We start from the raw sequence: 25,696 nt of genomic DNA, 5'->3' as shown, positions 1-25,696 counted from the left end.
ACTAAATGGATATTGCATGGATCTTAACCATTTTACTTATTGGTTTTCTCGGTTCATTTGTATCAGGGATGTTAGGTATTGGCGGTGCCATCATTAATTTCCCGATGCTACTATATATACCGCCATTACTAGGATTTGCGGCCTTTTCGGCACATGAGGTGTCAGGAATAAGTGCGATTCAGGTGCTTTTTGCTGCTCTTTCAGGTGTTTGGGTCTATCGTAAAGGTGGGTATTTAAATAAATCACTCATCATCTATATGGGGAGCGCCATATTAGCGGGAAGCTTTGTGGGTAGCTTCGGTTCAAAATTTTTATCTGAGTCTGGTATTAACATGGTCTATGGAATCCTTGCATTGATTGCAGCTGTGATGATGTTCATACCGAAAAAGCAAATTGATGATAAACCGATGCAGGCTGTTACATTTAATAAACCATTGTCGGCCCTATTAGCTTTCGTTGTTGGTATCGGTTCCGGGATAGTAGGGGCAGCTGGTGGATTTTTATTAGTACCAATCATGCTTGTGGTCTTAGGAATCCCTACTCGTATGACCATTGCGTCAAGCCTTGCTATTACGTTTATCTCCTCAATAGGAGGAACTATTGGTAAATTAATGACTGGGCAAGTGGAATATTATCCAGCGCTCATCTTGATTGTAGCTAGTCTAATAGCTGCTCCTCTAGGTGCGAGAATAGGGGGCAAGTTAAATACTAAATTCCTACAAATTATTTTAGCGGTTCTTATATTAGCAACAGCTATTAAAATTTGGATGGATATATTATAAGGGGGTATGGTAATGAAAATTGAAGTTTTCTCTGATTTTACATGTCCATTTTGTTATATTGGCAAGCGAGAACTGGAACGGGCGATTGGCATCGCAGGCTATACAGGATTAGTGGAAATAGAATATAAAGCATTTCAAATAGGCCCAGATATCCCGAAAGTGAATGCACCCTCTTTTTATGAGGCACTGGCTAAAAAGTATGATGTCACGCTAGATGAATTGAAAGATATGGTCGAGGGTATAGCTACGAGAGCAACGGAAGTTGGTTTGCATTATGATTTTGCTAAGATGAAAACAGCGCATACAGAAAAGGCTCATCGTTTAGCTAAATGGACGCAGCAATTTGGTAAATCGACAGCCTATACGGAAGCACTAATGGCTGGTTATTTTAAAGATGGTGAAGATTTGAATAAAGATGAGTTCTTATTAAAAGTTATTGCGCAATTAGATTTGGATAGAGAAGTTGCAGCGGGAATATTAGCTTCAACTGATTTTAGTGAAGAGCTAGACAAGGATCGCTATGAAGCACAGCAACTTGGCGTGCAAAGTGTTCCGTTCTTTGTATTTGAAAATCGTTATGGTATTAAAGGGGCTGAACCGAATGAAGTGTTTGTGCGAACTTTGCATCAAGCTGCAGAAATAGCTGGTATTCAGCCAACGATAATGATAAATGGTAATGGAGAATCGGTATGTGCTGATGGACAGTGTAAACTATAAAAGGCTTTAAAGGTGTCGAGTGCGTAGGTGTACTTGACGCTTTTTTTTTTCGAACAAATGAATACTGCAAGAGGTATTAAGTCTTGTTTTCTGTGTTATAGAACAAAATTAAATGTATAATTTATCCTTTTTTATCATCTAAATGGTTCTATTTTATGGTAGTGTGAGAAAAATCACATCCAATAAATTGTTATGTTGCTAAAATATAAGTGTGAATACAAAGGGGGGTATTATAGATGAAACCTATAGTAGCAGGAGTAGCAGGAACAGTACTGTTAGCAGGCGCCATTTTTGTTGGGACGTTTGTCAGTGACAAAATTACAGTTGATTCGAATGTGAGTGAGAAAGAAGCGACAGTGCAAGCACAAATACCAACAACAGCAGCTGCTCAGTCAGTGGTCTATGCTCCACCAAGTATTGAAGAAGTACCAGATGGTCCAATGAAAGAAGCAATATTAACGGGCTATGAACTTGTTAATAACACACATGTTGCGGCAGATGAATATGTGGGCAACCAATTATCTTGCACAAGCTGTCATGCTGGTGCTGGCTATGACGAGCAAGCCTCATCATTAGTAGGTGTAATGGCAAATTATCCACAGTATATTGGACGCTCAGGTGGTGTGGTTACAATAGAAGAACGGATTAATGGCTGTATGGTTCGTAGTATGAATGGTAAAAAATTCGAAATGAATAGTGATGAACTAGAGGCTATGGTGGCGTATTTCGCTTATATTTCTGAAGGTGTTCCGATTGGAGCAAAACGTGAATGGGCGGGCACAAGTGATATGAAGAATGTGCCGATTCCAAATGTTGCAGATGGTGAGGAGCTTTATGCACAGTCCTGTATAGCCTGTCATGCAGCTGATGGCGCAGGAACTGGTGCTAATACTGGCCCAGCTTTATGGGGAGATAATTCATTTAATGATGGCGCAGGCATGGCACGTATGTCAAAAATGGCTGGCTATATTCAAAATAATATGCCGATAGGTGCAGCGGGGACCTTAACAGATCAAGAAGCTGCAGATTTAGCTGCCTTTATTTTATCGCAAGATCGTCCAGAGTGGGCAAACCATGAAAAAGACTGGCCAAAAGGCGGACGTCCAAATGACATCATGACTAAGGAAAAACGTGAACAAGTTAAAAATGGTACGATTGACTGGGAAAAAGTTTTGTCTACAAACTAACGTAGAAAAGGGATGCTGATAATTGGCATCCCTTTTAATTTATTTAAAATTATAAGCAGTTACTATTTTGTCTCTGTTTGTTGTGATATCTGTAAAATATTCATATAAGCAAATCCCTAGGAATGACCCACTTACATTAAAGACGTTAGAAAAACCGCTATTTTGAAGGGTCATAACAGCATTATAGCTACGTTGACCAGATCGGCAATGCACATACACTGCTTGATCCTTCGGAATTTCATCCATTCTTACCCGAAGTTCACTTAGAGGAATATTGTGTGCATTGATGAGATGACCTGATTCAAATTCATTTTTTTCACGAACGTCTAAGAAAAAGGCATGATTTTCAATGAGTTCCCTCACTTCATCAACTTTTACCTGCTTAAAGTGTCCGTGTAATAGATTTTGAGCTACAAGAGCTGCCAAATTAACGATATCACGGGCAGTGCTAAACATTGGGGAATAGGATAACTCTAGCTCCTTTAAATCTTCTAAAGTACCACCCATGGTGATGAGGGTAGCTATTACGTCAATCCTCTTATCTGCATTACCTTTGCCTATTGCTTGAGCCCCTAGTATTTTACCTGTGGGTGTTTCATAAACAAGCTTAAAGTGAAGTGGATGACTATTAGGCATTAGTCCTACTTTGTCGGGAGCTATCAAATAAACACTTTTTGCTTGAAAGCCATTTGCTAGGGCTGTTTTTTCGTTCAAACCTGTTGTCGCGCATACGAGATCGAAAATTTGTACGCTTGAAGATCCAATGACTCCTTTGTTGTGATGAGGGATGTTATACATATGATTAGCTGCTGCACGTGCTTGTCGTTGAGCGGGACCGGCTAAAGCAAGGCGCGTCTGTTTATGGGTAAGCTGATGGAATACTTCTATCGCATCTCCCACAGCATATATGGAAGGATCAGACGTCACGTAATTTGCATCAACTTGGATACCTCCGAGTTCACCAATTGTTAGACCGGCCTCTTTGGCTAAGCGGATTTCAGGTCGAACGCCAATTGCTAATACGACTGCTTGTGCCTTCAAGTGTTTGCCTGAGTTCAACGTCACATTATTTGGTGTAACCTTTGCAAGACCGTCATTGACAATAACTTGAATCCCTTTATCAGTCATTTCCTTGTGTAAGATTTGAGCCATATCATAATCAAAAGGGGCCATAATTTGTTGGCCGAATTCAACTAGAGATATATTATAGCCTGCTAGCTTCAAATTTTCCGCTACCTCTACACCAATGAAGCCTCCGCCGACCACGGCAATATCCTGTACATTATCTGCTTGTAGATACCAATTTAAACGGTCAATATCAGCCACGTTTCTAATAGTAAAGACGTGCTTAGATTGAATGCCCTCTAAGTCAGGGACGATAGGACTTGCTCCTGGGGATAAAATTAATGTATCGTAACTTTCCTCATAATCTCTATTCGTTTTTAAATCCTTAATGGTGATGGTTTTTTGCTCTCTGTTAATACGTACAACTTCCTGCTGAACACGAGCCTCTATATTGTATTTTGTTTGGAAGCCTTGAGGCGTCATTAAAATTAATTTGTCGCTATTTTCAACAATCCCGCTTAAATGGAAGGGGAGAGAACAATTAGAGAATGAAACATTCGGCCCCTTTTCAAATATAATAATTTCTGCCTTTTCATCTAGACGACGAAGACGAACAGCTGTGGATGCACCACCTGCAACGCCGCCGACTACTAAAAATTTTTTACTCAAATGTAAACACTCCTTTTCTTAGTAAATACATGATGGGGTATTTGAAAGCTTATAAATAAAGATTTTGTTTCTATAAGTAAGTAGATTATGTAGTTTAAATACTACAAATAAATAATATACCCTAAAGGGTATATTATCAAGGTGCAAAATTAATAAATTTTCTGTGGTGTTCCTTCTTCAAGAAAGTTGGTGAACAAATTTGCTATACTAACGGTAGTAGGAAATGGAAATGGCACAGGGGGTGAAACTGTTGATCTTTTTGAAATTTTTAACCCAAATCCTCATAGTATCGGGTTTGATTTATATTGTGAGTGGACGATTAATTGGCTCGAATATCAATTTTGTACGAAGAGTGCTGTCAGTTGTTATTAGTGTGACATTAACCTCTTTTGTGTATTGGTATTCTTATCTGCGCCATACAGATTTTTTATCAGAAACGATGATGCAAACAGTAACCGAGGTAAGCACACTGATTTGGATCGGTAGTATGCTACTAATTTCGATGTTGCTTTATTTGGTATTTGAGCTTTTTGACCCGAGTGGTATTACAAATGGAGATCGCCGTCACGGCCAAAAATCTTTAATACTACGATTGCGTAGCTATTGGCGACAGCAGAAACGCCTGCGTCAGGTATTAAAAATTGCTGTTACAAACGGTGTCGTACAAACGATTAAATATGCGAGGCAACGAGAAAATGAAAAAGAGCTTGCAATTGCTTTGCGCGCAACGTTAGAACAATGTGGTGGGATTTTCATCAAATTTGGCCAGGTGCTTTCCACACGAAAAGAGCTTTTTTCACCTATTTTTATTGATGAATTAGAAAGACTTCAACACCGAGTAAGGCCTTTATCAGAGGAGCAGGTGAAACAAATTTTAGAGAGGTCTCTTCCGCAATCAATGGACGAAATATTTAGCCAATTTCAAATGGAACCCATTGCAGCAGCCTCTATTGGCCAGGTGCATAAAGCAAGGCTTAAAAATTATGAAGAGGTGGTAGTCAAGCTATTGCGTCCAGAAGTAAAGGGAATTATGCGCGATGACCTTGAAATTTTAGAGGAATTTGCTAATTGGCTATCCACAAAATCAACCTGGGCAGAATCATTGGGCTTTCGAGAGTTGGCTGGGGGATTTGCAGATGGGTTACGTGAGGAGATTCATTTAGATATTGAGGTACGTAATACGCTACAGGTGAAGAATGCTTTGGCGAAAAGTGATTACAAGGTTCGCATTCCTAAAATTTTTACGCCTTACAGTAATGAAAATGTTATTGTGATGGAGTATATTCGTGGACAAAGTGTGGCAGATGGGGCATCTGAATTTAATCGCTTGTCTATTGATCGTAGGCAGTTTGCAAGAACCGTACTCTATTCATTTTTTGAGCAGATGCTATTCTCTGGTATTTTTCATGCAGACCCGCATCCAGGAAATATCCACATAGATGAAACAGATGGCACACCAGTCTTGCTTGACTTTGGCGCAGTAGGACGTTTAGGTGCAACACAGCAAGAAGGCTTAAAGTTATTTCTGATGGGCATTCAACTAAATGATTCAAGTGTTTTATATGATGGTTTAACATTATTGGTGGAAAATGCTGATCATGCAGAACGTGCGAAAATGGAGCAGGCAATCGACCAAATATTACTGAAAATTTCCTATGTTGACCGTATACCAACTGAAGAATTAATTCACGCGCTATTTACAGTGGTAAGAGATTTTGGACTTGCATTTTATCCAGCAGTAGGATTAGCTCTCCGTTCCTTAGTGACGTTAGATGGCACATTACGGGTAATAGATCCACGTTTTGATATCTTTACTGAGGCAAAGGATTTTTCTGCTACATATATGCGTGCCTCTTTCCTTAAGCCTTTTAAAGAACCGATGGCAACTAAGGAGCGGCTGCAAGAAGAATTATCTATGCTAATACCGACTTTACGTAAAATGCCTAGAAGAGTCGATCAGCTCATTCAGCGAGTTGAGAGCGGAAAAATCATTTTACATCATGATGTCTTTTCGGATGAACATAATTCACGTTTTATTACACATTTGTTTTCTCAATTTGTTTTGCTGCTGGTGGGTATAACTTTTGGTATTATATCTGTCGCTCTTTTAGCTATTTCACAATTTATCCACGATTCTTATGCGGTCTATTTGAACACAGCGGCATATTTAGGTTTATTTTTATGTGCTATTTTGTTAGTGAGATTATCTATACAAGCCTTAAGGTCGATGAAGCAATAGGTAGGGAATTTTTTCCCTACCTTTTTTCTTTGGCACCTAGAAATATTACAAAAACATTACAAAAGATCTGTTAGGTCTAATGTCGAATTAGCTAATAGTTTCTTTGTGTAGAAGAAAAATGTGTTTTGTAGAATAATGTAGTTTAAGTGCGAATGTTACAGAATTATTTCGAGTTTTACTAATGTATTAAATAGACATGAAATAGTATAAAAGTTATGTAGAAAATGCTAAACTTTAAAAGGCTAAAATAAATATAAGAACATTTGATTAAAATAGAAATCGTTCAAGTGATTACATAGAATATCGAGAGCGAAATTGATAGATGAAGGGAAATGAAGGTAACGTGGCTAAGCGTAACAAATGGCGTAAGTCGATGGTGCTAGCATTAGCACTAGCTGGCGGCTTATTATTTAATACAATTCAACCAACAGAAGTACATGCCGAAGAAACTTCTCAACAAATGATTGAGAAAAAGGCTGAAATAGATGCACAAATTAAAAAATTACAAGAAGAACTAACGAAACTACAACAAGAGATCGACGCAAAAGTAAAGGTATTTAAACAAGTACAAGCAGATATTAAAGAAGTGGATGCTAGTATTGTTGAAACACAAAAACGTATCGAGCAACGTTCAAAAATTTTAAGTGAGCGTATGGCTGCATACCAAGCACAGGACAACACTGTAGGTGTTTATTTAAATGTAGTGCTTGAGGCAAAAAGCTTTGCAGATTTAATGGATCGTGTCGTAGCGGTAAAAACATTAATGGATGCTGACCAAGAATTAGTAGATCAACAGGAAGCAGATAAAGCAAGCTTAGAGCAACAAAAAGCTACATTAGATGAAAAACAAAAGGAACTTCAAAAACAATTCCAAGAGCTTCAGCAAAAAGAAAGCGAAATGGAAGTGAAGAAAGCTGAGAACGAAGCGAAATCACTTGCATTAAAAGCTGAAATTGCAACGAAACAAGAAGAAGAACGTTTAGAAGCTGAGCGTAAAGCAGCTGAAGAAGAGGCAGCTCGTTTACGTGCACTTCAAGCAGCTACACCAGTTATACAAGCAACTCAAAATAATGGTGGAGGCGAACCACAAAAAATTATTGTTGGGTCAGGAGCTGGCACTGTTTCTTCAGGAGATGCCATTTCTACAGCTAAACAATTCCTAGGACGCCCTTATGTTTGGGGTGGTAGCAACCCATCGACAGGCTTTGACTGTTCAGGTCTTGTACAATGGTCATATAAGCAAGCGGGTGTTTCTTTACCTCGTACAGCATCACAACAATATTTAGCAACACAACGCATTTCAGCAGGTGAAGCACGCGTTGGGGACTTAGTGTTCTTCAGCTATGGTTCAGGGGTAGCACACGTAGGTATTTATTTAGGTAATAACACAATGATCGACGCTCAAAACAATGGTGTCGTAATTGAATCACTTGATTGGTGGAATCAATACTTAGTAGGCTTTGGACGTATTCAATAGGCCTCACTATTATATAGACGGTTGAGATAAGAAAAAGGTCATCTTTGTAGAGAAAAATATACAAAGATGGCCTTTTTTGTTTTTGGAATGCTATTCTTTCAAAGAAACAAGACGACAACTTCTATTCTTGAAAAGAGATTTTCCTGCATACTAGATGGATATTAAATTTTAAAATTTACTTTGATGACACCTGTCTCTTTCAACGCTATAAAGAAAATAATAACGAATGGGCCGACAAGTAAACCGATAATACCAAATAACTGTAGACCTATGAACATGGAAATTAATGTTGGTAAAGTGGATAAACCGATATGGTCTCCCATTAATTTAGGCTCGACTACTCGACGAATAATAAGTAAAATAGCAGCTAAGATGAATAATTTTACAGCTATAGAGGTGTTTCCCATCAATAGGTGATAAAGTCCCCATGGCGCTAGAATAATGATAGAACCTAGGAATGGTACAATATCTATTAACCAGATAATAATCGTCATTGTTACTGCGTATTTCGGTTGGATTAATAGCAGTCCAATGAGTGTGACGCCTCCAATAATAAAGCTTACAAATAAGTGAGCCTTCATATAGCCAAGTGTTGCATCTTTTAAGCGATTTAAAATAATTTTTATCTTCTTTGCTGTATTGGGCTTTAAATATTTATAAGTGATTTGCTTTAACTTAGGCAAATCAAGCATAAATAGGAATAGCGCAATCATATAAACGAGAAGACTGATGAATAGGCTGGGTATCTCTGAAAAGAAGGCAGAAACTTTGCTATAATTAAAGAAGCTTAAAAAGGATTCTTCAACTTTCTTTATGAAATCCATTGTGGTTTTTTGAAGCGAAGCACTTACTTCAGGTGGAAAGTCTTCTGTATATTTAGAAATATTTTCTTGCATATGAAGCCACATATCTGATAGCTTGGAAATATAATAGGGAGCTTGCTTAGACAGTAAAATTATTTGTGTCATTATTTGGGTAATGGACAGATAACAAATAATAGATATAACTATTACACTCACTATGTAAATAAAAGCAACTGCTATTTTCCGTGACATTTTCCATTTCCGTTTAACGAACATGACAAGTGGTTCTAAGAAAAATGCACTAATCCCAGCAAGGATTAAAGGCATGGACACTGGGATAACAAAATACGCAGCTAGAAGTAGGGATATAATCACAATCAACCGAAAAATCAATTTCCTAGCATTAAATTTATTCATAAACTCACCTTCTTTGCGAAAAAAATTAAGTTAAGTGTACCATAAATCAAATTTTATTACGTTCTGAATCAATAAAGGTAGGGATGAATTATGGAAAAAGAGATTTTGCAACTTTTTAGTAATTTAACAGAGCATGATCGCGATATTCAATATGAATCTTACGAGGAATTAATGAAAATTATGCAGGAACCTGTAGATTGGACATATGCAGTTTGGGAACAGCTAGTAAAAGCACTTACATACAATAATGGTTATTCTCGTGCACGTGCTGCACAAATTTTATGCGCTTTAGCTGCAAAAAGTGATCCAGAAGAAAGGGTCTTGGAGGATTTTTTAAAGATTTGGGCTGTGACTTACGATGAGCAATCTGCTACAGCAAGGCATGCATTACAAGCAATTTGGAAAATTGGACAAGCGGGTCCAGTACAAAGAGATTTGGTTGTATCGTATCTAGCTAAAAGATTTCAAACATGTATAGATGAAAAACAGCCATCTCTTATTCGTCAGGATATTATTATGTCATTTAAAAAGCTATATGATCAAACAAATGACTCGAAATTATTAGATATTGCCCATCGTTTAATTAATGAAGAACAAGATGCTAAATATAAAAAGAAGTATAAGTCAGCCATCCGTTCAAAGTAGCGAGGTGGTGTTTTTTTGTGCAAATTCTTTGATGAGTGGTAGAATAGTCAACTATAATGAATGAAAAAAGGGGATTATGGCATGAGCATTTATAATTATCTAGTTCGGAAGCCTAATGGCGAAATTTTATCGATGGAAACATATCGTGGAAAAACAATGTTAATTGTTAACACGGCAAACCAATGCCGATTTACATATCAATTTGAAGACTTACAGAAAATGTATGATAAATATGGAAAAGAGAATTTTGTAGTTCTTGGATTCCCTTGTGATCAATTTGGCCATCAAAATCCTGAAGATGGGGAGGAAACTAAGCATCTCTGCAAGGTAAACTATGGGGTCACATTCCCGATTTTTGAGCTTGTACAGGTAAATGGAGAGGCTACCCATCCACTCTTTAATTATTTAAAGCATGAAGTGGATTACCGAGAGTTTGGGAAGGCAAGTATGCAGGAGAAAATGTTGGCAGAAGCAATTGTTCAACTTGCCCCAAGCTTTTTAGATGGTCGTAATATTCGCTGGAACTTTACAAAATTTCTAGTAGATGCTAATGGTAAGACCGTCTCACGCTTTGAACCAACAGATTCACAGCTCGATATTGAAAAAGCAATTGAAACACTATTATAGTAAATTTCTTAATAATGTAAAAATTTGTTAGGGTTTTCTCTTCAAGTAGAAATATTGCTATATTTTAAAACTGAGTACAGCTATTTTTTCTGAAGCATATATGATAAACTGCTTTACAAATGAAATATTCTTGCAGAATAAAGGTGCTAATTAGCATAATCGGGAATCCGGTGAAAAACCGGAGCTGTTTCCGCAACTGTAAGTGCAGCCATTATAAAGATTTACCACTGTCTCAAAGAAGATGGGAAGGTCCTTTATAACACATTCGTTTCATGTGACGAACTGTACAAGCCAGGAGACCGACCTTTATTTGAACGTATAAAAACTTCTCGGAAGCTAGGAGGATATACGGCAAATACATAGGCTTTGTCCAGTTTGATGGCTCATTATGTTATTTTTGTCGTTCCTTTGCAAAAAGGAGCGACTTTTTTATGCCTTTCAAATAAGAATTTTTCATTATAGAAAATAGGGGGGAAGCAAGTGAAAAAAGATGCCCGTTATTCTTGTTATCCATTTATGCGTGAGAAAGCTTCAACGGTCGATTTTGAAATTCGAACAGATAGCCTTACAACACATCTAGGAGTTGCATTAGCTGCGGTAAAAAAAGAGGATGTTCAAGTCGTTGCTGAGGATTTATTGCTTATGTTACCTATGGCGTATCATGTGAATGGCTCAGTTCGTGGGAAATTAGCAGTAACTGAAGAGGATTTATCTTGGTTAAGTGAGCGTTATGATTTTTACGTTCGCCATGTGAAGGAAGAGATTCAAAGTTTTGTTTTACCTCAAGGAACAGAGGCCGCTGCAGCCTTACATCTTTGTCGCAGTGAAGCAAAAAAATCATATCGTACTTTACACAAAGTATCAGAAGAACGAGAGGTTCCTGCTATTCTTTTCGATTACCTTGGTTTATTAGCTAATGTATGTTTTGTCATGGCTGTTTTTATGAATCAGCAAGCTGGAATAGCTGAAATACCGTTTATTAGTAAATCCTACCCAATGAAAAAGAAAAAGGAGAATAACAATGAAGAAAGTATTTAATTTCCAATGGCTATCAGTGCTCTTACTTGCACTGGTATTAGCAGGCTGTGGCACTGCTGAAGATACAAAAAATAAAGATGCTTCGCAAGATACACAACACTCAGAGAAAACAAGCTATAAAGTGACAGATGACCGTGGAGTGGAAATAGAGTTTAAAGAAGTACCAAAAACAGTTGTATCTTTACAACCAAGTAATACTGAAATTTTGTTTGCTTTAGGTGTTGGCGATAAAATTGTAGGAGCAACTGAGTACGATACTTATCCAGAGGAAGCACAAAAAATTGAACGTGTCTCTGATACTACGAACTTTAACAGTGAAAGAATTATAGCGTTAAAGCCAGATGTTGTCATTGCTTATACAATCGGTGATAAGGATGCCCTAAAGCCGCTTGAGGACGCAGGAATTAAAGTGTTTGTTATTCAATCTGCGACAACTTTCGATGATGTTTATGGAGATATCGAACAAATTGCTGCTGTGATGGATGTTGCTGATATAGGAAATAAATTAAATGAAGAGATCAAGGCGAAAATTGCTGAAGTACAAACGAAGGTGAAGGACGTAAAAACGCCGAAAAATGTTTATTTAGAGGTTAGCCCTAAGCCAGACATATATACAGCAGGCTCTAGCACTTTCCAGCAAGAAATATTAGATGCAGCTAATGTTAATAATGTTTTTTCTGACTTGAATAGCTGGGCAAAAGTGAATGAGGAAGATGTTATTGCGAAAAATCCAGATGTTATTTTAACAACAGTAAACGATACAGAAGATCCAATAGGAGAAATTCTTGAACGAGATGGTTGGAATACTGTGACAGCTATTCAAAACAAAGCGGTATTGTCCATCGATACAGATATCTCTAATCGACCTGGTCCGCGTATTGGTGAAGCTGTAGAATTAGTAGCGAAAGCTGTGTACCCCGAATTATTTAAATAAGAAATGTTTCCATGCTAGCTGTGAGCCATTCAGCTAGCATTTTTTATGTGGTTTAAATTATTACCTAGCGTGAAAATTGGAATTAATGTAGTTTGTTCTTTAAAATAAAAGTAAGTATGCTTAATAATCTTAGGAGGTGTAGTGATTGGAGCAATTAGAGACAAAGGTAATTCCATTTGAGGCAGTCTATAATTTCCGAGACATGGGTGGATATAAGACAAAAGATGGGCGTAGGATAAAAAAAGGTTTATTTTACCGCTCAGCTGCTCTTGGAAAAATGACACTGGCAGATAAAGAGCTATTTGAAACATTAGGGATTAAAACCATTTTTGATTATCGCGATAACAATGAGGCGTATCATAATCCTAACCCAGTGTTCTCGCATGCTCAATATATACAAATCCCAGCGAAGGGTAATCATGCTTTTGAAATGCCTACCAATGCTGGTGGTAGAGATTTCTATAAAGTGGTAAGCCCTGAGATGTTTCGGGATTTTTATGCACAAATGCCTTTTAACAATCTTTCATTTAAAGAGTTAATGCAAACGATTCAAAATCCTAATAATCTAGGTCTTGTCCATCATTGCGCAGTTGGTAAGGACCGAACGGGTATTGGAGGAGCACTTATTTTACTAGCTTTAGATGTACCTGAGGAGACTATCATGGAGGATTATTTAGATACTAATATACATTTACGTCCGATGGTAGAAAGAATGGCTCAGGCTATTCAGCATCAGTATAATGAGCAAGAACTACTGCAATTTTATGCCTTAATGTCCGCCCGTGAAGACTATTTACAAGCAGCGTTGGATGCGATGGATCGTCGCTATGGTTCAAAGAATGGGTTTTTAGAGCAGGAATTTGGCCTAACAATTGAAAAACGAGAGCAATTACAATCCTATTGCTTGATTTAAAAATGGACCCTTTCACACGATGTGAGAGGGATTTTTTATGTGGAAGCGCTGTCTTCCTATAAATCTCTTTACAGTCTGAATATTTGTGATAAGATACAATAGATTTTTAAGAAAAAATAGGAGAAGTGAAAGTATTGGCAGACACAATTAAAGAGACAAATAAGTTAAGTCTATTCCATTTAACATGGCCAATCTTCTTAGAAGTTTTTCTATTTATGTTGATGGGATTAGCCGATACTTTTATGCTCAGTGCTTTATCAGATAATGCTGTATCAGGAGTAGGTGCAGCCAATCAATATATCCATATTGCCATCTTGATTCTGGAGGTAGTGGGCAATGGTGCATCTATTGTTGTTTCTCAGTATTTAGGCTCCAGACGCTTTTTTGAAGCAGCCAAGATCTCGGCGTTAGCGATCACGATGAATTTGGTCGTTGGGCTTTTAATGAGTATTTTATTTTTCTTCTTTGCGAGACATTTAATGACAATGATGAACTTGCAGGGAGAAGTACTCCACTATGCACAAAGTTACTTAGCCATCATTGGGAGTTTTATTTTCCTACAGGCTATTATTAATGCACTAGCTGCAATTATTCGTGTACATGGTTGGACAAAACAAACTATGTACGTTTCACTTGGCATGAACGTCTTACATGTTGTGCTAAACTACGGTCTTATTTTTGGGAATTTAGGTTTACCAGAGCTTGGTGTGAAAGGAGCGGCTATTTCCTCTGTCATTAGTCGCGGATTAGCCGTCCTAGTATTTTTCTGGTTACTGTATCAGGTAATGGAAGTGCGCGTAAAGTTACAATATTATTTTGAGTATTCAAAGGAATATGTGAGGAAAATACTAAACATTGGTTTACCATCTGCGTTTGAACAGGTACTTTATCAATTTTGCCAAATCATCTTTTTATATTATGCGACATACTTAGGAGCAGAAACACTAGCAGCACGACAATATGCTATGAATATTTCGATGTTTACATATTTATTTGCAATTGCCATTGGTACAGGAACAGCCATTATTATTGGTCGTCATGTAGGTGCAGGAGAAAAAGATGAGGCGTATCATCAGCTATGGAAAAGTGTTCGTGCAGCATTTGTTTTTACGATTATTATGGTCGCAGTCGTTACGCTATTCCGTAAGCCACTTATGCAGGTATTTACTGATAATCCAGAAGTCATTAAGATTGGGGCATCCGTGTTAGCATTAAGTATTTTGCTAGAGACTGGTCGCACAATGAATATCGTGGTCATTAACTCTTTACGCGCTTCAGGGGATGCTAGATTCCCTGTGAAAATTGGTTTTCTATCAATGGTTTGCATGAGCCTGCCGCTTGGCTATTTATTTGTCTTTGTATTGGATTGGGGCTTGGTCGGAATTTGGCTAGCCATTTCAGCAGATGAATGGGTGCGGGCAATTATCGTATACTTTAGATGGAAAAGTCGTAAATGGGAGCGTTATGCTCTTGTATCACCGAACGACAAAAAGGAGGCATAGAAATGGGCGCATTATCGAAACGTGCGATCGGGGCGGCATTAATGGATCAACATATCACCCTTTTTGCTTGTCCAATCTGTCAGCAATCAATGCATGTCTATGAGCAGGGGAGATTGGTTTGTACTTCTAACCATTCCTTTGATATGGCGAAACAAGGCTATGTCAATATGCTGACACATAACGCCGCTTCTAAATATAGTAAGAGCCTTTTTGAATCCCGCAAGGCTGTTATTGATAGTGGGATTTATGATGCTGTAGAAGCCCGAATCGGTGAGCTTATAAGCTCTGCAAAAACGGTGCTCGATACTGGTTGTGGAGAGGGCTCACATTTAGCTCGCATTATGAATGATAGAGATCATGGTATTGGCGTTGGAATTGACATAGCGAAGGAGGGTATTTTGGCTGCAGCACGTCATTATCCTCAACAAATTTGGTGTGTAGGGGATTTAGCTAAAAGTCCATTTGCTCAAGCGAGTTTCGATGCCATTTTAAATATACTATCACCAGCAAATTATGAGGAGTTTAAACGACTTCTTACACCGAATGGCTGTCTTGTGAAGGTTGTACCGCAAAGTGGTTATTTGAGGGAACTGCGTGCTCAATTATATGCAGATTCAAACAAGGAAACTTACTCTAATGAACAAATTGTAGCTCGTTTTCAAGATAGTTTTCGTGAGGTAAACGTAGAACGTGTAACTTATACTTTACCGCTTTCGGAAGAGCTAGTACCCGCGCTATTAGAAATGACACCAATGGGTTGGCATAAAGCAGAACAAACAGCCGTTGAACTAAATGAAATCACGATTGATGTGGATCTATTAGTAGGGAAGGTTTAAGTTGGTCACCAGCAATTGCAGTATACTGGTCTTTTCGATTACAATGGGAATAACTATTGAATAAGGTAGGAATGTAACAGTGTATAAACTAGCAGCAAATGTTGTCAAAGTAATATTAAAATTAATGGGTTCAAAGGCTCGTGTATACGGAGAAGAAAACTTGCCGAAAGAGGGTGGGTTTATTATAGCTTGTACACATACCGGCTATGTTGATATTTTAAACCTTGGTGTAGCCATGTACCCTCGTGAAATTCACTTTATGGCGAAGAAGCAATTATTTGAAATGAAAGGGCTTGGCTGGCTTGTTAAGCATTTAAATGCTTTTCCGGTAGACCGTGATAATCCTGGACCAAGCGTGATTAAAATTCCTTCGCAGTTATTGAAGGAAGGTAAAATTGTTGGGATTTTCCCCTCTGGGACTCGTAGTGCAGAAGGAACAGATTTAAAACAAGGGGCTATTACCATTGCACAGTTGGCAAAGGCGCAAATTGTTCCAGCTGCTTATGTTGGTGCACGTAATGTGGGTGATGTAATGAAGCGAGGCAAAGGCTATTTAATTTATGGTGAGCCATTTTATGTAACAGGCAAGGGTAAAGAAGGCCGTGAGCAGTTTACTCAACACCTTGAGCATGAATTAGTTGCATTAACAGAAGAACTACAGAAACGTATTCCCGTAAAATAAAAGCAAAGGGCACTCAGAATCAAATTGATTTTGAGTGCTTTGTTGTAGGAGGAAAATAAAATGATTCGAGTACTTTTCGTATGTTTAGGTAATATCTGTCGCTCACCCATGGCTGAGGCGGTCATGCGCGACATGGTGAAGAAAGAGCATTTAGAAGATAAGATTGAAGTGGATTCCGCTGCTACTAGCTCATGGCATATTGGCGAACCTCCACATAGGGGTACACAGGATAAGCTTAGGGAATATGGTATTTCTACAATAGATATGCAAGGTCGACAATTACAAAAGTCTGATTTTGAAAAGTTTGCTTATATTATTGGAATGGATGAAAGCAATATTCGTAATATCCGCACAATACTAGGCAATCCAAACTCGCCAAAGATTTTTCGGTTTTTAGATTTAACAGCACATCGCAAGGATGTCCCGGATCCTTATTATACAGGTGATTTTCAGGAAACCTATGAATTGGTGCAAGAAGGTTGTCAGGCATTGCTAGCAAAAATTAAACAAGAGCTGTTGTAAGATGGCGCTAAAATCGTAAATTTTAACAGCCGTTTTTTTAGAAAAATACTACCTTAAACATTGGTATATCTAGCTTTGTAAGCATCATTGTGTTATTATTTGCAGAGTAAAGATACGATAAGTATTTAATTACCATTTACAGATATGCAACCGCGTATCTATTATTTTTATAAATTTATCTTTTGAAAGAGAGTGAAAACAATGGGTCGTAAGTGGAACAATATTAAAGAAAAGAAAGCGTCTAAAGATCAAAGCACAAGCCGTATTAATGCAAAATTTGGGCGAGAAATTTATGTGGCAGCTAAATCAGGCGAACCAGATCCAGAGTCAAACCGTGCACTTAAAGTAGTGCTTGAACGCGCAAAAACATACAGTGTTCCAAAACATATTATAGAAAAAGCCATTGATAAAGCAAAAGGTGGCGGTGATGAAAGCTTTGATGAATTACGTTATGAAGGCTTTGGACCAGCCGGCACAATGATTATCGTGGATGCTTTAACAAACAATGTAAATCGTACAGCATCTGATGTACGTGCAGCATTTGGTAAAAATAACGGCAATATGGGTGTCAGTGGATCTGTAGCTTATATGTTCGATTCAACAGCGGTTATTGGCTTAGAGGGTAAAACGGCTGATGAAGTACTAGAGATTTTAATGGAAGCTGATATAGATGCTCGTGATATTCTAGAAGAGGATGAAGTGGTAATTATTTATGCAGAGCCAGACCAATTCTTTGCGACACAAGAAGCATTAAAGGCTGCGGGTGTAGAAGAATTTACAGTAGCAGAGCTTTCTATGTTGCCTCAAACAGAAGTGACTTTAATTGGCGACGATGTAGCGAAGTTTGAAAAACTAATTGATGCATTAGAAGATTTAGAAGATGTACAAAATGTTTTCCACAACGCAGATTTAGGCGAATAAACCATTAACAAAATGAGTAAACCAGTAGCATTTAAGCTACTGGTTTTTAATTAGGGAGGAAAAGATGCAGACTGCTTTAGCCATTATTTTATTTTTAGTCACATTATTTTTTGTCATCGTGCAACCACGAAAACTATCAATTGGCTGGTCAGCCTGTATAGGAGCAGCTATTGCGCTAGTAATAGGTGTAGTAACCTGGCATGATGTGTTAGAGGTAACGGGGATTGTTTGGAATGCAACGCTATCATTTATTGGTATTATTTTAATTTCACTCATTTTAGATGAAATTGGCTTTTTCGAATGGGCGGCTCTACATATGGCACGACTTGCAAAGGGAAGTGGAATTCGCTTATTTGTTTATATTAGTTGCCTTGGAGCTGTTGTATCGGCTTTGTTTGCGAACGATGGGGGTGCTTTAATTCTAACGCCAATCGTTTTAGCGATGGTGAGAAAACTGAACTTGAGTGAAAAAATGATCTTTCCATTTATTATTGCAAGTGGATTTATAGCAGATACAACCTCGTTACCGTTCGTTATTAGCAATTTAACGAATATCGTATCAGCTGACTTTTTCGATATAGGCTTTATAGATTATGCAGTTCATATGCTTGTACCGAATTTCTTTTCGTTAGTGGCAAGTATAGTAGTACTTTACATTGTTTTTCGCCGTTCCATACCACAACATTATTCTCTTGAGGCAGTTGAGCAACCAAGTCAGGCAATCCGAGATCCCAAATTATTTTCGATCGCTTGGTATGTAATTGGGATTCTATTAGTGGGCTTTGTAGCTGGTGAGGTTTTACACATCCCTGTATCTTTTATTTTATGTGGGGTCGCTGCAATATTCTTATGGCTAGCACAGCGTAGCTCTGTGGTAGATACAATAAGAGTTGTAAAAGGAGCGCCGTGGAATATTGTGTTTTTCTCAATTGGCATGTATGTGGTTGTCTATGGGTTAAAAAATGTAGGGATGACAGGAATGTTAGCAAATTTATTAGAACTAGCTATACAGCAGGGCTTCGTAGTAGCAACGATGACGATGGGATTTGTTGCTGCCATTTTGTCTGCTGTCATGAACAATTTACCTACTGTTATGATAGATGCTTTGGCGATTTCAGAAACAAGCGCATCGGGCATGATGAAAGAGGGACTGATATATGCAAATATAATTGGTACGAATTTAGGCCCAAAAATGACACCGATTGGCTCACTGGCAACATTGCTATGGCTTCATATATTAGCCCAGAAAGGCATTAAAATTAGCTGGGGACAATATTTTAAAATTGGTGTTATTCTTACCATTCCGACACTGTTCGCCACTTTAATTGCATTAATTATTTGGATATGCTTAATATCATAGATTTATTGTCGAAATAGTTAAAAAAATAGTACAATAGGAACTATTAAGATATTAGTATATCAATATATTAAAGGAGGAACGTATGCGAGCGACAGGCAAATTAAGCAATAAAATAGTGTTAATGTCATTAGTAATGTTAGTGGCTTTGTTATCTTTTTTCGTTATAACAACAATCTACACAGCAAAATCATCTGTTAATAAAACCATGGGAACACAGGCAGTTGCAGTTGCTGAGAATATTGCAAAACATCTAAATGCTGCTGAATATGAGCAACTCTCAAAGGAACCAAAAGAATCTGAGTTATATTGGCGACTTCGAGAAGAGCTCAACGAATTACGTGAAATAAATGGTGTTCTCTATGCCTATACTTTCGCAGTACCACAGGAAGATAAAAAGGTACGTTTTTTAGTGGACGGTATGCCAGCAGATGATCAAGAAAATGCTGGAGCTATAGGAGATGAGTCCTCCACCACATACTACAAGGATATTGAAAAGGTAAAGAATACAGGAAGTTATTATTCCGCTATTTTACATAGTGATTTTGGAGATTATTTATCTGGTACTGTTCCATTAAAGGATGAGGAAGGGAATACTGTTGCCTTTGTTGGGGTCGATATAGAAGCAACAGAGGTAAGCAATGTTGCGAATGCCGTATTAACGGCTATTTTACCTGCATTAATTATTGTCATCTTAGCTTTAACAGGTATTGTTATGTTCATCCTATATCGTTATATTAATGGAGCGTTAAAACCCCTTGCACATTTAGGTGATGCAGCACAAAGTTTTGCTCAAGGTGATATTGCTAAGGCAACGATAGCAGTGGAGAAAATCCAGCTAAAAGGAGCAAATGAAATTACAATATTTGCACAATCCTTCAGAGAATCACTACAAAAATTAAAAGAAACTTTCCATACGATTCAACAACGCACATTTGCTTTACAAAATGTTGTTCAAAAAATTGATGAGACTTCTCAGCATGTGGAAGAATCAAACGCTCAAATTGCAGATCGAATTATTGAAATTGCTGCTGGTAGTGAGCAACAGCAGCAAAATAATCAAGAGGTTGTATTAACGATGAATGAGATGTCAATTGGTATTCAAAGACTGGCTGATACAACTTCAGAAATTGCGGAGTCATCATCAGCAATGACGGGACTTGTGGAAACAGGTGTTAGTCATTCTCAAGAAGTTGTATCTCAAATTCAAAACGTAGAATCTTCTGTTTTACGTACGGCTAATCATGTCGAGGAAATGGGTGATAAGTTCCGCTCAATTGAAGAGATGGTGACCATCATTACGAGTATTGCGGATCAAACCAACCTACTAGCTTTAAACGCGGCAATAGAAGCAGCTAGAGCAGGAGAAGCTGGTAAAGGATTTGCGGTCGTGGCAGATGAAGTTCGTAAACTTGCAGAGATGTCTAAAGCATCTGCTGACGAAATACACATGCATTTAGAAAGCTTTAAGAAAATTACTGATCGAGCGTTACAAGAGATGGCTAGTAGTACCATAGATGTACAGGCAGGCAATAAAGCAGTGCAACACATAGGTGAAAGTCTAGAGAAAATATTGCAATCTGTCCTTGAGGTGAATAATAAAATTCAAGATGACTCTGCTGTCATTGAAGAAATGTCAGCAGGCTCTGAGGAAGTATTAGCTACTACCGAACAGATGAATGCTATTGCGAAGCATAGTGTCCTAGGAACAAAGGAAGTAGCAGCTGCCTCTGATTTACAAGTAACGATGGTTTCTGAATTAAATGAAGTTGTAACAATATTAGATCAAACATCGAAAGAGGTTATAGAAACGATTAATACATTTAAATTATGATTAGTTTAGAACTATTTCTCTATAAGCTTATGTCTTGTGGAGAAATAGTTCTTTTAATTTTTGGCATTTAAAATTTAACTAGGGGTTAGCATAAAGGTATGAAAACAAACCATATTAAGGGAAATAAGAAAATAATTTGTGCTTTACCCATTGTGAAAACTTTCAAACCATAACATAATATAAAGTAATATATTGTTGAACGAAGAAAATAGGGGGGCTAAAGTATGAAGTTTTTACGTTCAATACAGGGGAAATTGATTATTATTTCATTGGCATTACTAGTTATTCCAAGTTTAATAATTGGTATAGTTAGTTATGGTAAGGCTAAGAATGGAATGGAGGATATAGGAGAGCAGGTACTTTACAATAGTGTTGAATCTGCTTTGCAATTAATCGAGCTCGCAAACGAGAGTGTTGAAAAGGGCGACATTTCCTTAGAGGTTGCACAGGAGCGAGTACGAGAAGCATTTCTTGGTCCGAAAGATAGCGAAGGAAAACGGCCAATTAATTATCCTGGTGATTTAGGGGAATATGGCTATATCTATGTGTTGGATGATAAGGGAACATTAACAACACATCCAACACGAGAAGGAGATAATCTTTGGAATGACCAAGATAGCAGTGGCAATTACTTTATTCGAGAAGTAACTGAAAAGGCACTTGATGGGGGTGGCTTTACACAATATGAATTTGAACTACCAGGTCAGGATGTCTTAGCCGATAAAATTATTTATTCTGAGAAAGATCCATATTGGGGATGGATTATTGCATCAGGTACATATATGCAGGATTTTAATGCAGAGGCGAATTCTTTATTGCTAGTAATTGGTTTGACATTAGTAGGTGCCATCATTATTGGGACAATCGTTGTCATTCTTGTATCAAGACATCTGGCATTACCAGTTCAAAAATTATCTAAACGTGTACGTGAAGTAGCAAAAGGGAATTTAACGGTTGAAATTGAGCATTTACAGCGCTCGGATGAAATAGGACAGTTAAATGCTGGCTTTAATGAAATGGTACATCAACTTAAAACACTTATTTCAGATGTGGAGGAAGCGATTGTAGAAATACAATCAACATCAGCCAACTTAACCGCAGTAGCTGAAGAGACAAATGCCTATGGGGATGAAATCGTCAAAGCAATCAATGAAGTATCCAAGGGTGCAGTCAAGCAAGCATCTGATGCAGAGGATACAAACCGAACGGCTATCGAATTTGCGCACCAAATTGAAGGATTGCATGATAAAAATGAATTAATGTTAGATGCCTCACAGCATATGAAAAAATCAAATGAAGAAGGCCTAGTTAATCTAGAAAGCTTAAAGGATAAGTCGAGAGAGTCTTCAAATCTCGTTCAGAATATTCAGTCTGTATTTGGTAGCTTAATTGTCAAGGTACGTGAAATTGAAGGCATCGTGGGCACGATTACGGAGATTTCAGATCAAACGAATTTACTTGCACTTAACGCCTCTATTGAAGCAGCAAGAGCGGGTGAACATGGTAAAGGATTCGCAGTTGTCGCGGAAGAGGTACGTAAACTTGCTGATCAAACCTCTGTAGCAACTGAGCTAGTACGCACAACGCTAAAAGGCATTGAAAGTGAAACAAACTTAGTCAATGGTGAAATGCAGAAAACCCATATCATTGTAAGTCAACAAAATGATTCTGTCATGGTAACAGAATCATCCTTTACAGAAATTAAATTAGCTGTTGAAAAAATTATAGCCATTATAGGCGATACGACAGATAGTGTAGAATATTTAAATAGCTCTAAGAATACGATTATGCAATCGATTGAAAGCATTGCGATGATTAGTGAAAAGAATGCTGCTGCATCTGAAGAGGTAACAGCATCTGTAGATGAGCAACAACGCGCAATACAACTGGTTAGCGAATCTTCCAATGATTTAACCGATGAAATATCTGCCTTACAGGAGTCTATTAAACGATTTATATTGAGATAATATTTCAGGGTGCTTGGTTAACAAGCATCCTTTTCTTTTTATCATCGTTAATAAAAGGTAAAGGAGGAATGATTTGTGAGAAGGTGGTTGATGACAGTTGGTGTTATTTTAATCGGTAGTGGAATCGTTCTTTATATTTGGCTTGGGAAAGAAATTGATCAGGGTATGGAACCGAATGCTGATGGTTCAGCTGATTATATGATTGTATTGGGAGCAAAAGTAAGGCCAGGTGGTGTACCATCGCTTTCATTAAAAAGTAGATTAGAGGTGGCTGTTCCATACTTAACAAAATACCCACATGTTAAGGTCATTGTGTCAGGCGGACAAGGGCCAGATGAAGATCGTACAGAGGCATCTGTAATGCAAGACTATTTGGAACAGCATGGCATTGATGCCACGAGAATTATCATAGAAGATCAATCTACATCTACTTATGAAAATTTAGTATTCTCTAAAGAATTATTACCAAAAGAGACAAAGAAAATTACCATCGTTTCAAATGACTTTCATTTAAAACGTGCAAAATATCTTGCTGAAACTTTAGATTTTGAAGTAGATGTCCTATCAGCAAGAACACCAAAATCAGTAGAAGCAAAATTAAGAATAAGAGAAAGAGCTGCGTTATTAAAAACATATATTGTGGGCTATTAAACAACAACGCCATTAGATTTAGGAACTGCTTCTTTCTCATAAAAATCATTTCAACAGAAAAGAGATAATTGTTTCTTAATAGATTCTATTTGGCATATAATAGAAATATTACGGGGTATAGGACAGAAAGAGGGGACTTTAATGACAACGTTTAAAGAATATCAGTACAGCCGTCCAAATGTGGCATCGATGAAAGAGCAGCAATTAGCACTCATTGAGCAATTTAAACAAGCACAATCCATGGACGAGCAAAGTAATATCATTGAAAAGCACAATGCAATTAGTAATGACTTTGCGACAATGGCTAATTTAGTATATATTCGTGCTTCAATCGATACGAATGATGAATTTTATCAAGCAGAACGTGATTATTTCGATGAAGTAGGTCCTGAGCTAGAAGAAGTAACGACGGAATACTATAAAGCTTTAATTGATTCACCATTTCGTGAGCAATTAGAAGAAAAATGGGGTCAGCAATTATTTGATCTAGCAACTTATCAAATTAAAGGCTTCTCACCAGAAGTTATTGATTTGATGCAAAAGGAAAACAGACTTGTTTCTGAGTACAATAAGCTTGTTGCATCTGCACAAATTGACTTTAATGGAGAAACATTAACGCTCGCTCAACTTGGTCCGTTTGCAGAGTCAACGGATCGAGAAACACGTAAGGCAGCAACGGATGCTCGCTTTGGCTTCTTTGCACAGCATGAAGATGAATTCGATCGTTTATATGATGAACTTGTCAAGGTACGCCATGACATTGCGATTAAACTTGGCTATAACAACTATGTTGAACTAGGCTATATTCGTATGAATCGGATTGATTACAATGCTGATATGGTTAAAAAATTCCGTGATCAGGTACGTGATTTAATTGTGCCTGTTGCAACGAAGCTTTACGAGCGTCAGGCAAAGCGAATTGGCATTGAAGATTTCAAATTTTATGATGAAGCACTTAACTTCTTATCAGGTAATGCTACACCAAAAGGGAATCCTGAGTGGATTGTAGCAAACGGTAAAAAAATGTATGAGGAGCTTTCACCTGAGACAGGAGAATTCTTTAATTTCATGATTGACCATGACTTAATGGATCTTGTAGCGAAGAAAGGGAAAGAAAGTGGCGGTTATTGTACGTTTATTGAAAACTATCATTCCCCATTCATTTTCTCAAATTTTAATGGTACTTCAGGTGATATCGATGTATTAACACATGAAGCTGGACATGCTTTCCAAGTTTATTCAAGCCGTAACATTGGCATTCCTGAGTATTTATGGCCTACCTACGAGTCTTGTGAAATTCACTCGATGAGTATGGAATTCTTCACATGGCCTTGGATGGAGCTGTTCTTTGAAGGTGATACAGAGAAATATAAATTTACACATTTAAGTAGTGGTCTTTTATTCTTACCATATGGTGTGGCAGTAGATGAGTTCCAGCATGTTATTTATGAAAATCCAACAATGACTCCTGCTGAACGTAAAGCTGCATGGAAAAAAATTGAGGAAACGTATTTACCACACCGTGACTATGATCATAACAGCTACCTAGAGGCTGGGGGCATTTGGCAACGTCAGGCTCACATCTATGCAAGTCCGTTCTACTACATTGATTACACGTTAGCGCAAATTTGTGCCTTCCAATTCTGGAAACGTTCACGTGAAGAATTTGAAGCGGCTTGGAAAGACTATATTCATCTTTGTGGTTTAGGTGGCTCTATGTCCTTTACAAAGCTTGTAAAAGAGGCAGGTTTAATCTCGCCATTTGAGGATGGCTGTGTTGAATCGGTTATTGGAGAAATTGAGACATTCTTAAATTCCATTGATGATTCTTCTCTATAATTGATGACTTAAATTCGTTTCACTTCCACGATAACTAGTATTGTGGAAGTGAGCGAATTTTTTAGTTTGTCA

The 25,696-nt window shown here is 37.7% G+C and carries 22 protein-coding genes and 1 riboswitch; of the genes, 20 read left to right on the top strand and 2 right to left on the bottom strand.

Annotated features, from left to right (window positions below; translation table 11 throughout):
- The first annotated feature begins 5 nt into the window (after positions 1-5).
- The 3 genes from EW028_RS11180 (at position 6) to EW028_RS11170 (ending at position 2,686) form a co-directional block, all read left to right on the top strand.
- On the top strand, positions 6-782 hold the full coding sequence (locus tag EW028_RS11180) for a sulfite exporter TauE/SafE family protein (RefSeq protein WP_103118920.1): 777 nt from the start codon (positions 6-8) through the stop codon (positions 780-782).
- 12 nt (positions 783-794) lie between these two features.
- Positions 795-1,499: a DsbA family oxidoreductase gene (locus EW028_RS11175; protein WP_131520917.1), complete on the top strand. Its 705-nt coding sequence runs from the start codon at positions 795-797 to the stop codon at positions 1,497-1,499.
- A gap of 236 nt (positions 1,500-1,735) precedes the next feature.
- Complete coding sequence (locus EW028_RS11170) at positions 1,736-2,686, top strand: c-type cytochrome (protein ID WP_131520916.1); 951 nt, start codon at positions 1,736-1,738, stop codon at positions 2,684-2,686.
- 39 nt (positions 2,687-2,725) lie between these two features.
- Here the strand turns inward: EW028_RS11170 and EW028_RS11165 are convergent, their stop codons facing one another.
- Positions 2,726-4,420 (bottom strand): FAD-dependent oxidoreductase, encoded by a 1,695-nt coding sequence (locus tag EW028_RS11165; RefSeq protein ID WP_131520915.1) that lies wholly within the window; start codon positions 4,418-4,420, stop codon positions 2,726-2,728.
- Positions 4,421-4,670: 250 nt separating this feature from the next.
- Between EW028_RS11165 and EW028_RS11160 the strand changes: the two genes are divergently transcribed.
- Both EW028_RS11160 and EW028_RS11155 read left to right on the top strand, forming a co-directional pair.
- Positions 4,671-6,659 carry an ABC1 kinase family protein gene (locus EW028_RS11160; RefSeq protein ID WP_131520914.1) on the top strand — a complete coding sequence of 663 codons (1,989 nt, stop codon included), beginning with the start codon at positions 4,671-4,673 and terminating at the stop codon, positions 6,657-6,659.
- A 322-nt stretch (positions 6,660-6,981) separates the two neighbouring features.
- On the top strand, positions 6,982-8,136 hold the full coding sequence (locus EW028_RS11155) for a C40 family peptidase (RefSeq protein ID WP_004231877.1): 1,155 nt from the start codon (positions 6,982-6,984) through the stop codon (positions 8,134-8,136).
- Between the two features lie 161 nt (positions 8,137-8,297).
- Here EW028_RS11155 and ytvI read toward each other — a convergent pair whose 3' ends face one another.
- On the bottom strand, positions 8,298-9,356 hold the full coding sequence (gene ytvI / locus EW028_RS11150; RefSeq protein ID WP_131520913.1) for a sporulation integral membrane protein YtvI: 1,059 nt from the start codon (positions 9,354-9,356) through the stop codon (positions 8,298-8,300).
- A gap of 90 nt (positions 9,357-9,446) precedes the next feature.
- On the opposite strand from ytvI, the gene EW028_RS11145 reads away from it, so the two are divergent.
- The 15 genes from EW028_RS11145 to EW028_RS11075 all read left to right on the top strand — a co-directional run bounded on the left by EW028_RS11145 (position 9,447) and on the right by EW028_RS11075 (position 25,624).
- Positions 9,447-10,001, top strand: coding sequence for a hypothetical protein (locus EW028_RS11145; protein WP_131520912.1), 555 nt, complete (start codon positions 9,447-9,449; stop codon positions 9,999-10,001).
- 81 nt (positions 10,002-10,082) lie between these two features.
- Positions 10,083-10,628, top strand: coding sequence for a glutathione peroxidase (locus EW028_RS11140; protein WP_131520911.1), 546 nt, complete (start codon positions 10,083-10,085; stop codon positions 10,626-10,628).
- Positions 10,629-10,752: 124 nt separating this feature from the next.
- Positions 10,753-10,950: riboswitch (cobalamin riboswitch) on the top strand.
- A gap of 158 nt (positions 10,951-11,108) precedes the next feature.
- Complete coding sequence (locus EW028_RS11135; protein WP_131520910.1) at positions 11,109-11,666, top strand: hypothetical protein; 558 nt, start codon at positions 11,109-11,111, stop codon at positions 11,664-11,666.
- Positions 11,650-12,600 (top strand): ABC transporter substrate-binding protein, encoded by a 951-nt coding sequence (locus EW028_RS11130; protein WP_131520909.1) that lies wholly within the window; start codon positions 11,650-11,652, stop codon positions 12,598-12,600. Before EW028_RS11135 ends, EW028_RS11130 begins: the two co-directional genes overlap by 17 nt.
- Positions 12,601-12,745: 145 nt before the next feature.
- The gene (locus EW028_RS11125; protein WP_131520908.1) at positions 12,746-13,513 is read left to right on the top strand and encodes a tyrosine-protein phosphatase; all 768 of its coding nucleotides are present in this window, start codon (positions 12,746-12,748) and stop codon (positions 13,511-13,513) included.
- 134 nt (positions 13,514-13,647) lie between these two features.
- A complete protein-coding gene (locus tag EW028_RS11120; protein WP_131520907.1) occupies positions 13,648-15,015 on the top strand; it encodes an MATE family efflux transporter in 1,368 nt (455 codons plus the stop codon).
- A gap of 2 nt (positions 15,016-15,017) precedes the next feature.
- Positions 15,018-15,851 (top strand): putative RNA methyltransferase, encoded by an 834-nt coding sequence (locus tag EW028_RS11115; protein WP_131520906.1) that lies wholly within the window; start codon positions 15,018-15,020, stop codon positions 15,849-15,851.
- Between the two features lie 79 nt (positions 15,852-15,930).
- A complete protein-coding gene (locus EW028_RS11110) occupies positions 15,931-16,533 on the top strand; it encodes a lysophospholipid acyltransferase family protein (protein ID WP_048394163.1) in 603 nt (200 codons plus the stop codon).
- Positions 16,534-16,593: 60 nt separating this feature from the next.
- Positions 16,594-17,055 (top strand): low molecular weight protein-tyrosine-phosphatase, encoded by a 462-nt coding sequence (locus EW028_RS11105; protein WP_131520905.1) that lies wholly within the window; start codon positions 16,594-16,596, stop codon positions 17,053-17,055.
- 201 nt (positions 17,056-17,256) lie between these two features.
- The gene (locus EW028_RS11100; protein WP_131520904.1) at positions 17,257-17,976 is read left to right on the top strand and encodes a YebC/PmpR family DNA-binding transcriptional regulator; all 720 of its coding nucleotides are present in this window, start codon (positions 17,257-17,259) and stop codon (positions 17,974-17,976) included.
- Positions 17,977-18,040: 64 nt separating this feature from the next.
- Positions 18,041-19,336 carry an arsenic transporter gene (locus EW028_RS11095; RefSeq protein ID WP_131520903.1) on the top strand — a complete coding sequence of 432 codons (1,296 nt, stop codon included), beginning with the start codon at positions 18,041-18,043 and terminating at the stop codon, positions 19,334-19,336.
- An 82-nt stretch (positions 19,337-19,418) separates the two neighbouring features.
- Positions 19,419-21,167, top strand: coding sequence for a methyl-accepting chemotaxis protein (locus EW028_RS11090; RefSeq protein WP_131520902.1), 1,749 nt, complete (start codon positions 19,419-19,421; stop codon positions 21,165-21,167).
- Between the two features lie 224 nt (positions 21,168-21,391).
- On the top strand, positions 21,392-23,134 hold the full coding sequence (locus EW028_RS11085) for a methyl-accepting chemotaxis protein (protein WP_131520901.1): 1,743 nt from the start codon (positions 21,392-21,394) through the stop codon (positions 23,132-23,134).
- 75 nt (positions 23,135-23,209) lie between these two features.
- A complete protein-coding gene (locus tag EW028_RS11080; protein ID WP_483308056.1) occupies positions 23,210-23,785 on the top strand; it encodes a YdcF family protein in 576 nt (191 codons plus the stop codon).
- Between the two features lie 141 nt (positions 23,786-23,926).
- A complete protein-coding gene (locus tag EW028_RS11075; RefSeq protein WP_131520900.1) occupies positions 23,927-25,624 on the top strand; it encodes a M3 family oligoendopeptidase in 1,698 nt (565 codons plus the stop codon).
- Positions 25,625-25,696: the final 72 nt, after the last annotated feature.

This window comes from Lysinibacillus sp. OL1, assembly GCF_004332175.1.
Lineage (GTDB): Bacteria > Bacillota > Bacilli > Bacillales_A > Planococcaceae > Lysinibacillus > Lysinibacillus capsici.
This window is presented reverse-complemented; position numbering and strand designations above follow the sequence as displayed.

What these genes read in the sequence shown, in the direction of transcription:
- EW028_RS11180 (WP_103118920.1), top strand. Translation starts at nt 6, where the DNA reads ATGGATATTGCATGGATCTTAACCATTTTACTTATTGGTTTTCTCGGT.
- EW028_RS11175 (WP_131520917.1), top strand. Translation starts at nt 795, where the DNA reads ATGAAAATTGAAGTTTTCTCTGATTTTACATGTCCATTTTGTTATATT.
- EW028_RS11170 (WP_131520916.1), top strand. Translation starts at nt 1,736, where the DNA reads ATGAAACCTATAGTAGCAGGAGTAGCAGGAACAGTACTGTTAGCAGGC.
- EW028_RS11155 (WP_004231877.1), top strand. Translation starts at nt 6,982, where the DNA reads ATGAAGGGAAATGAAGGTAACGTGGCTAAGCGTAACAAATGGCGTAAG.
- ytvI (WP_131520913.1), bottom strand. Translation starts at nt 9,356, where the DNA reads ATGAATAAATTTAATGCTAGGAAATTGATTTTTCGGTTGATTGTGATT.
- EW028_RS11145 (WP_131520912.1), top strand. Translation starts at nt 9,447, where the DNA reads ATGGAAAAAGAGATTTTGCAACTTTTTAGTAATTTAACAGAGCATGAT.
- EW028_RS11140 (WP_131520911.1), top strand. Translation starts at nt 10,083, where the DNA reads ATGAGCATTTATAATTATCTAGTTCGGAAGCCTAATGGCGAAATTTTA.
- EW028_RS11130 (WP_131520909.1), top strand. Translation starts at nt 11,650, where the DNA reads ATGAAGAAAGTATTTAATTTCCAATGGCTATCAGTGCTCTTACTTGCA.
- EW028_RS11115 (WP_131520906.1), top strand. Translation starts at nt 15,018, where the DNA reads ATGGGCGCATTATCGAAACGTGCGATCGGGGCGGCATTAATGGATCAA.
- EW028_RS11105 (WP_131520905.1), top strand. Translation starts at nt 16,594, where the DNA reads ATGATTCGAGTACTTTTCGTATGTTTAGGTAATATCTGTCGCTCACCC.
- EW028_RS11100 (WP_131520904.1), top strand. Translation starts at nt 17,257, where the DNA reads ATGGGTCGTAAGTGGAACAATATTAAAGAAAAGAAAGCGTCTAAAGAT.
- EW028_RS11095 (WP_131520903.1), top strand. Translation starts at nt 18,041, where the DNA reads ATGCAGACTGCTTTAGCCATTATTTTATTTTTAGTCACATTATTTTTT.
- EW028_RS11090 (WP_131520902.1), top strand. Translation starts at nt 19,419, where the DNA reads ATGCGAGCGACAGGCAAATTAAGCAATAAAATAGTGTTAATGTCATTA.
- EW028_RS11085 (WP_131520901.1), top strand. Translation starts at nt 21,392, where the DNA reads ATGAAGTTTTTACGTTCAATACAGGGGAAATTGATTATTATTTCATTG.
- EW028_RS11075 (WP_131520900.1), top strand. Translation starts at nt 23,927, where the DNA reads ATGACAACGTTTAAAGAATATCAGTACAGCCGTCCAAATGTGGCATCG.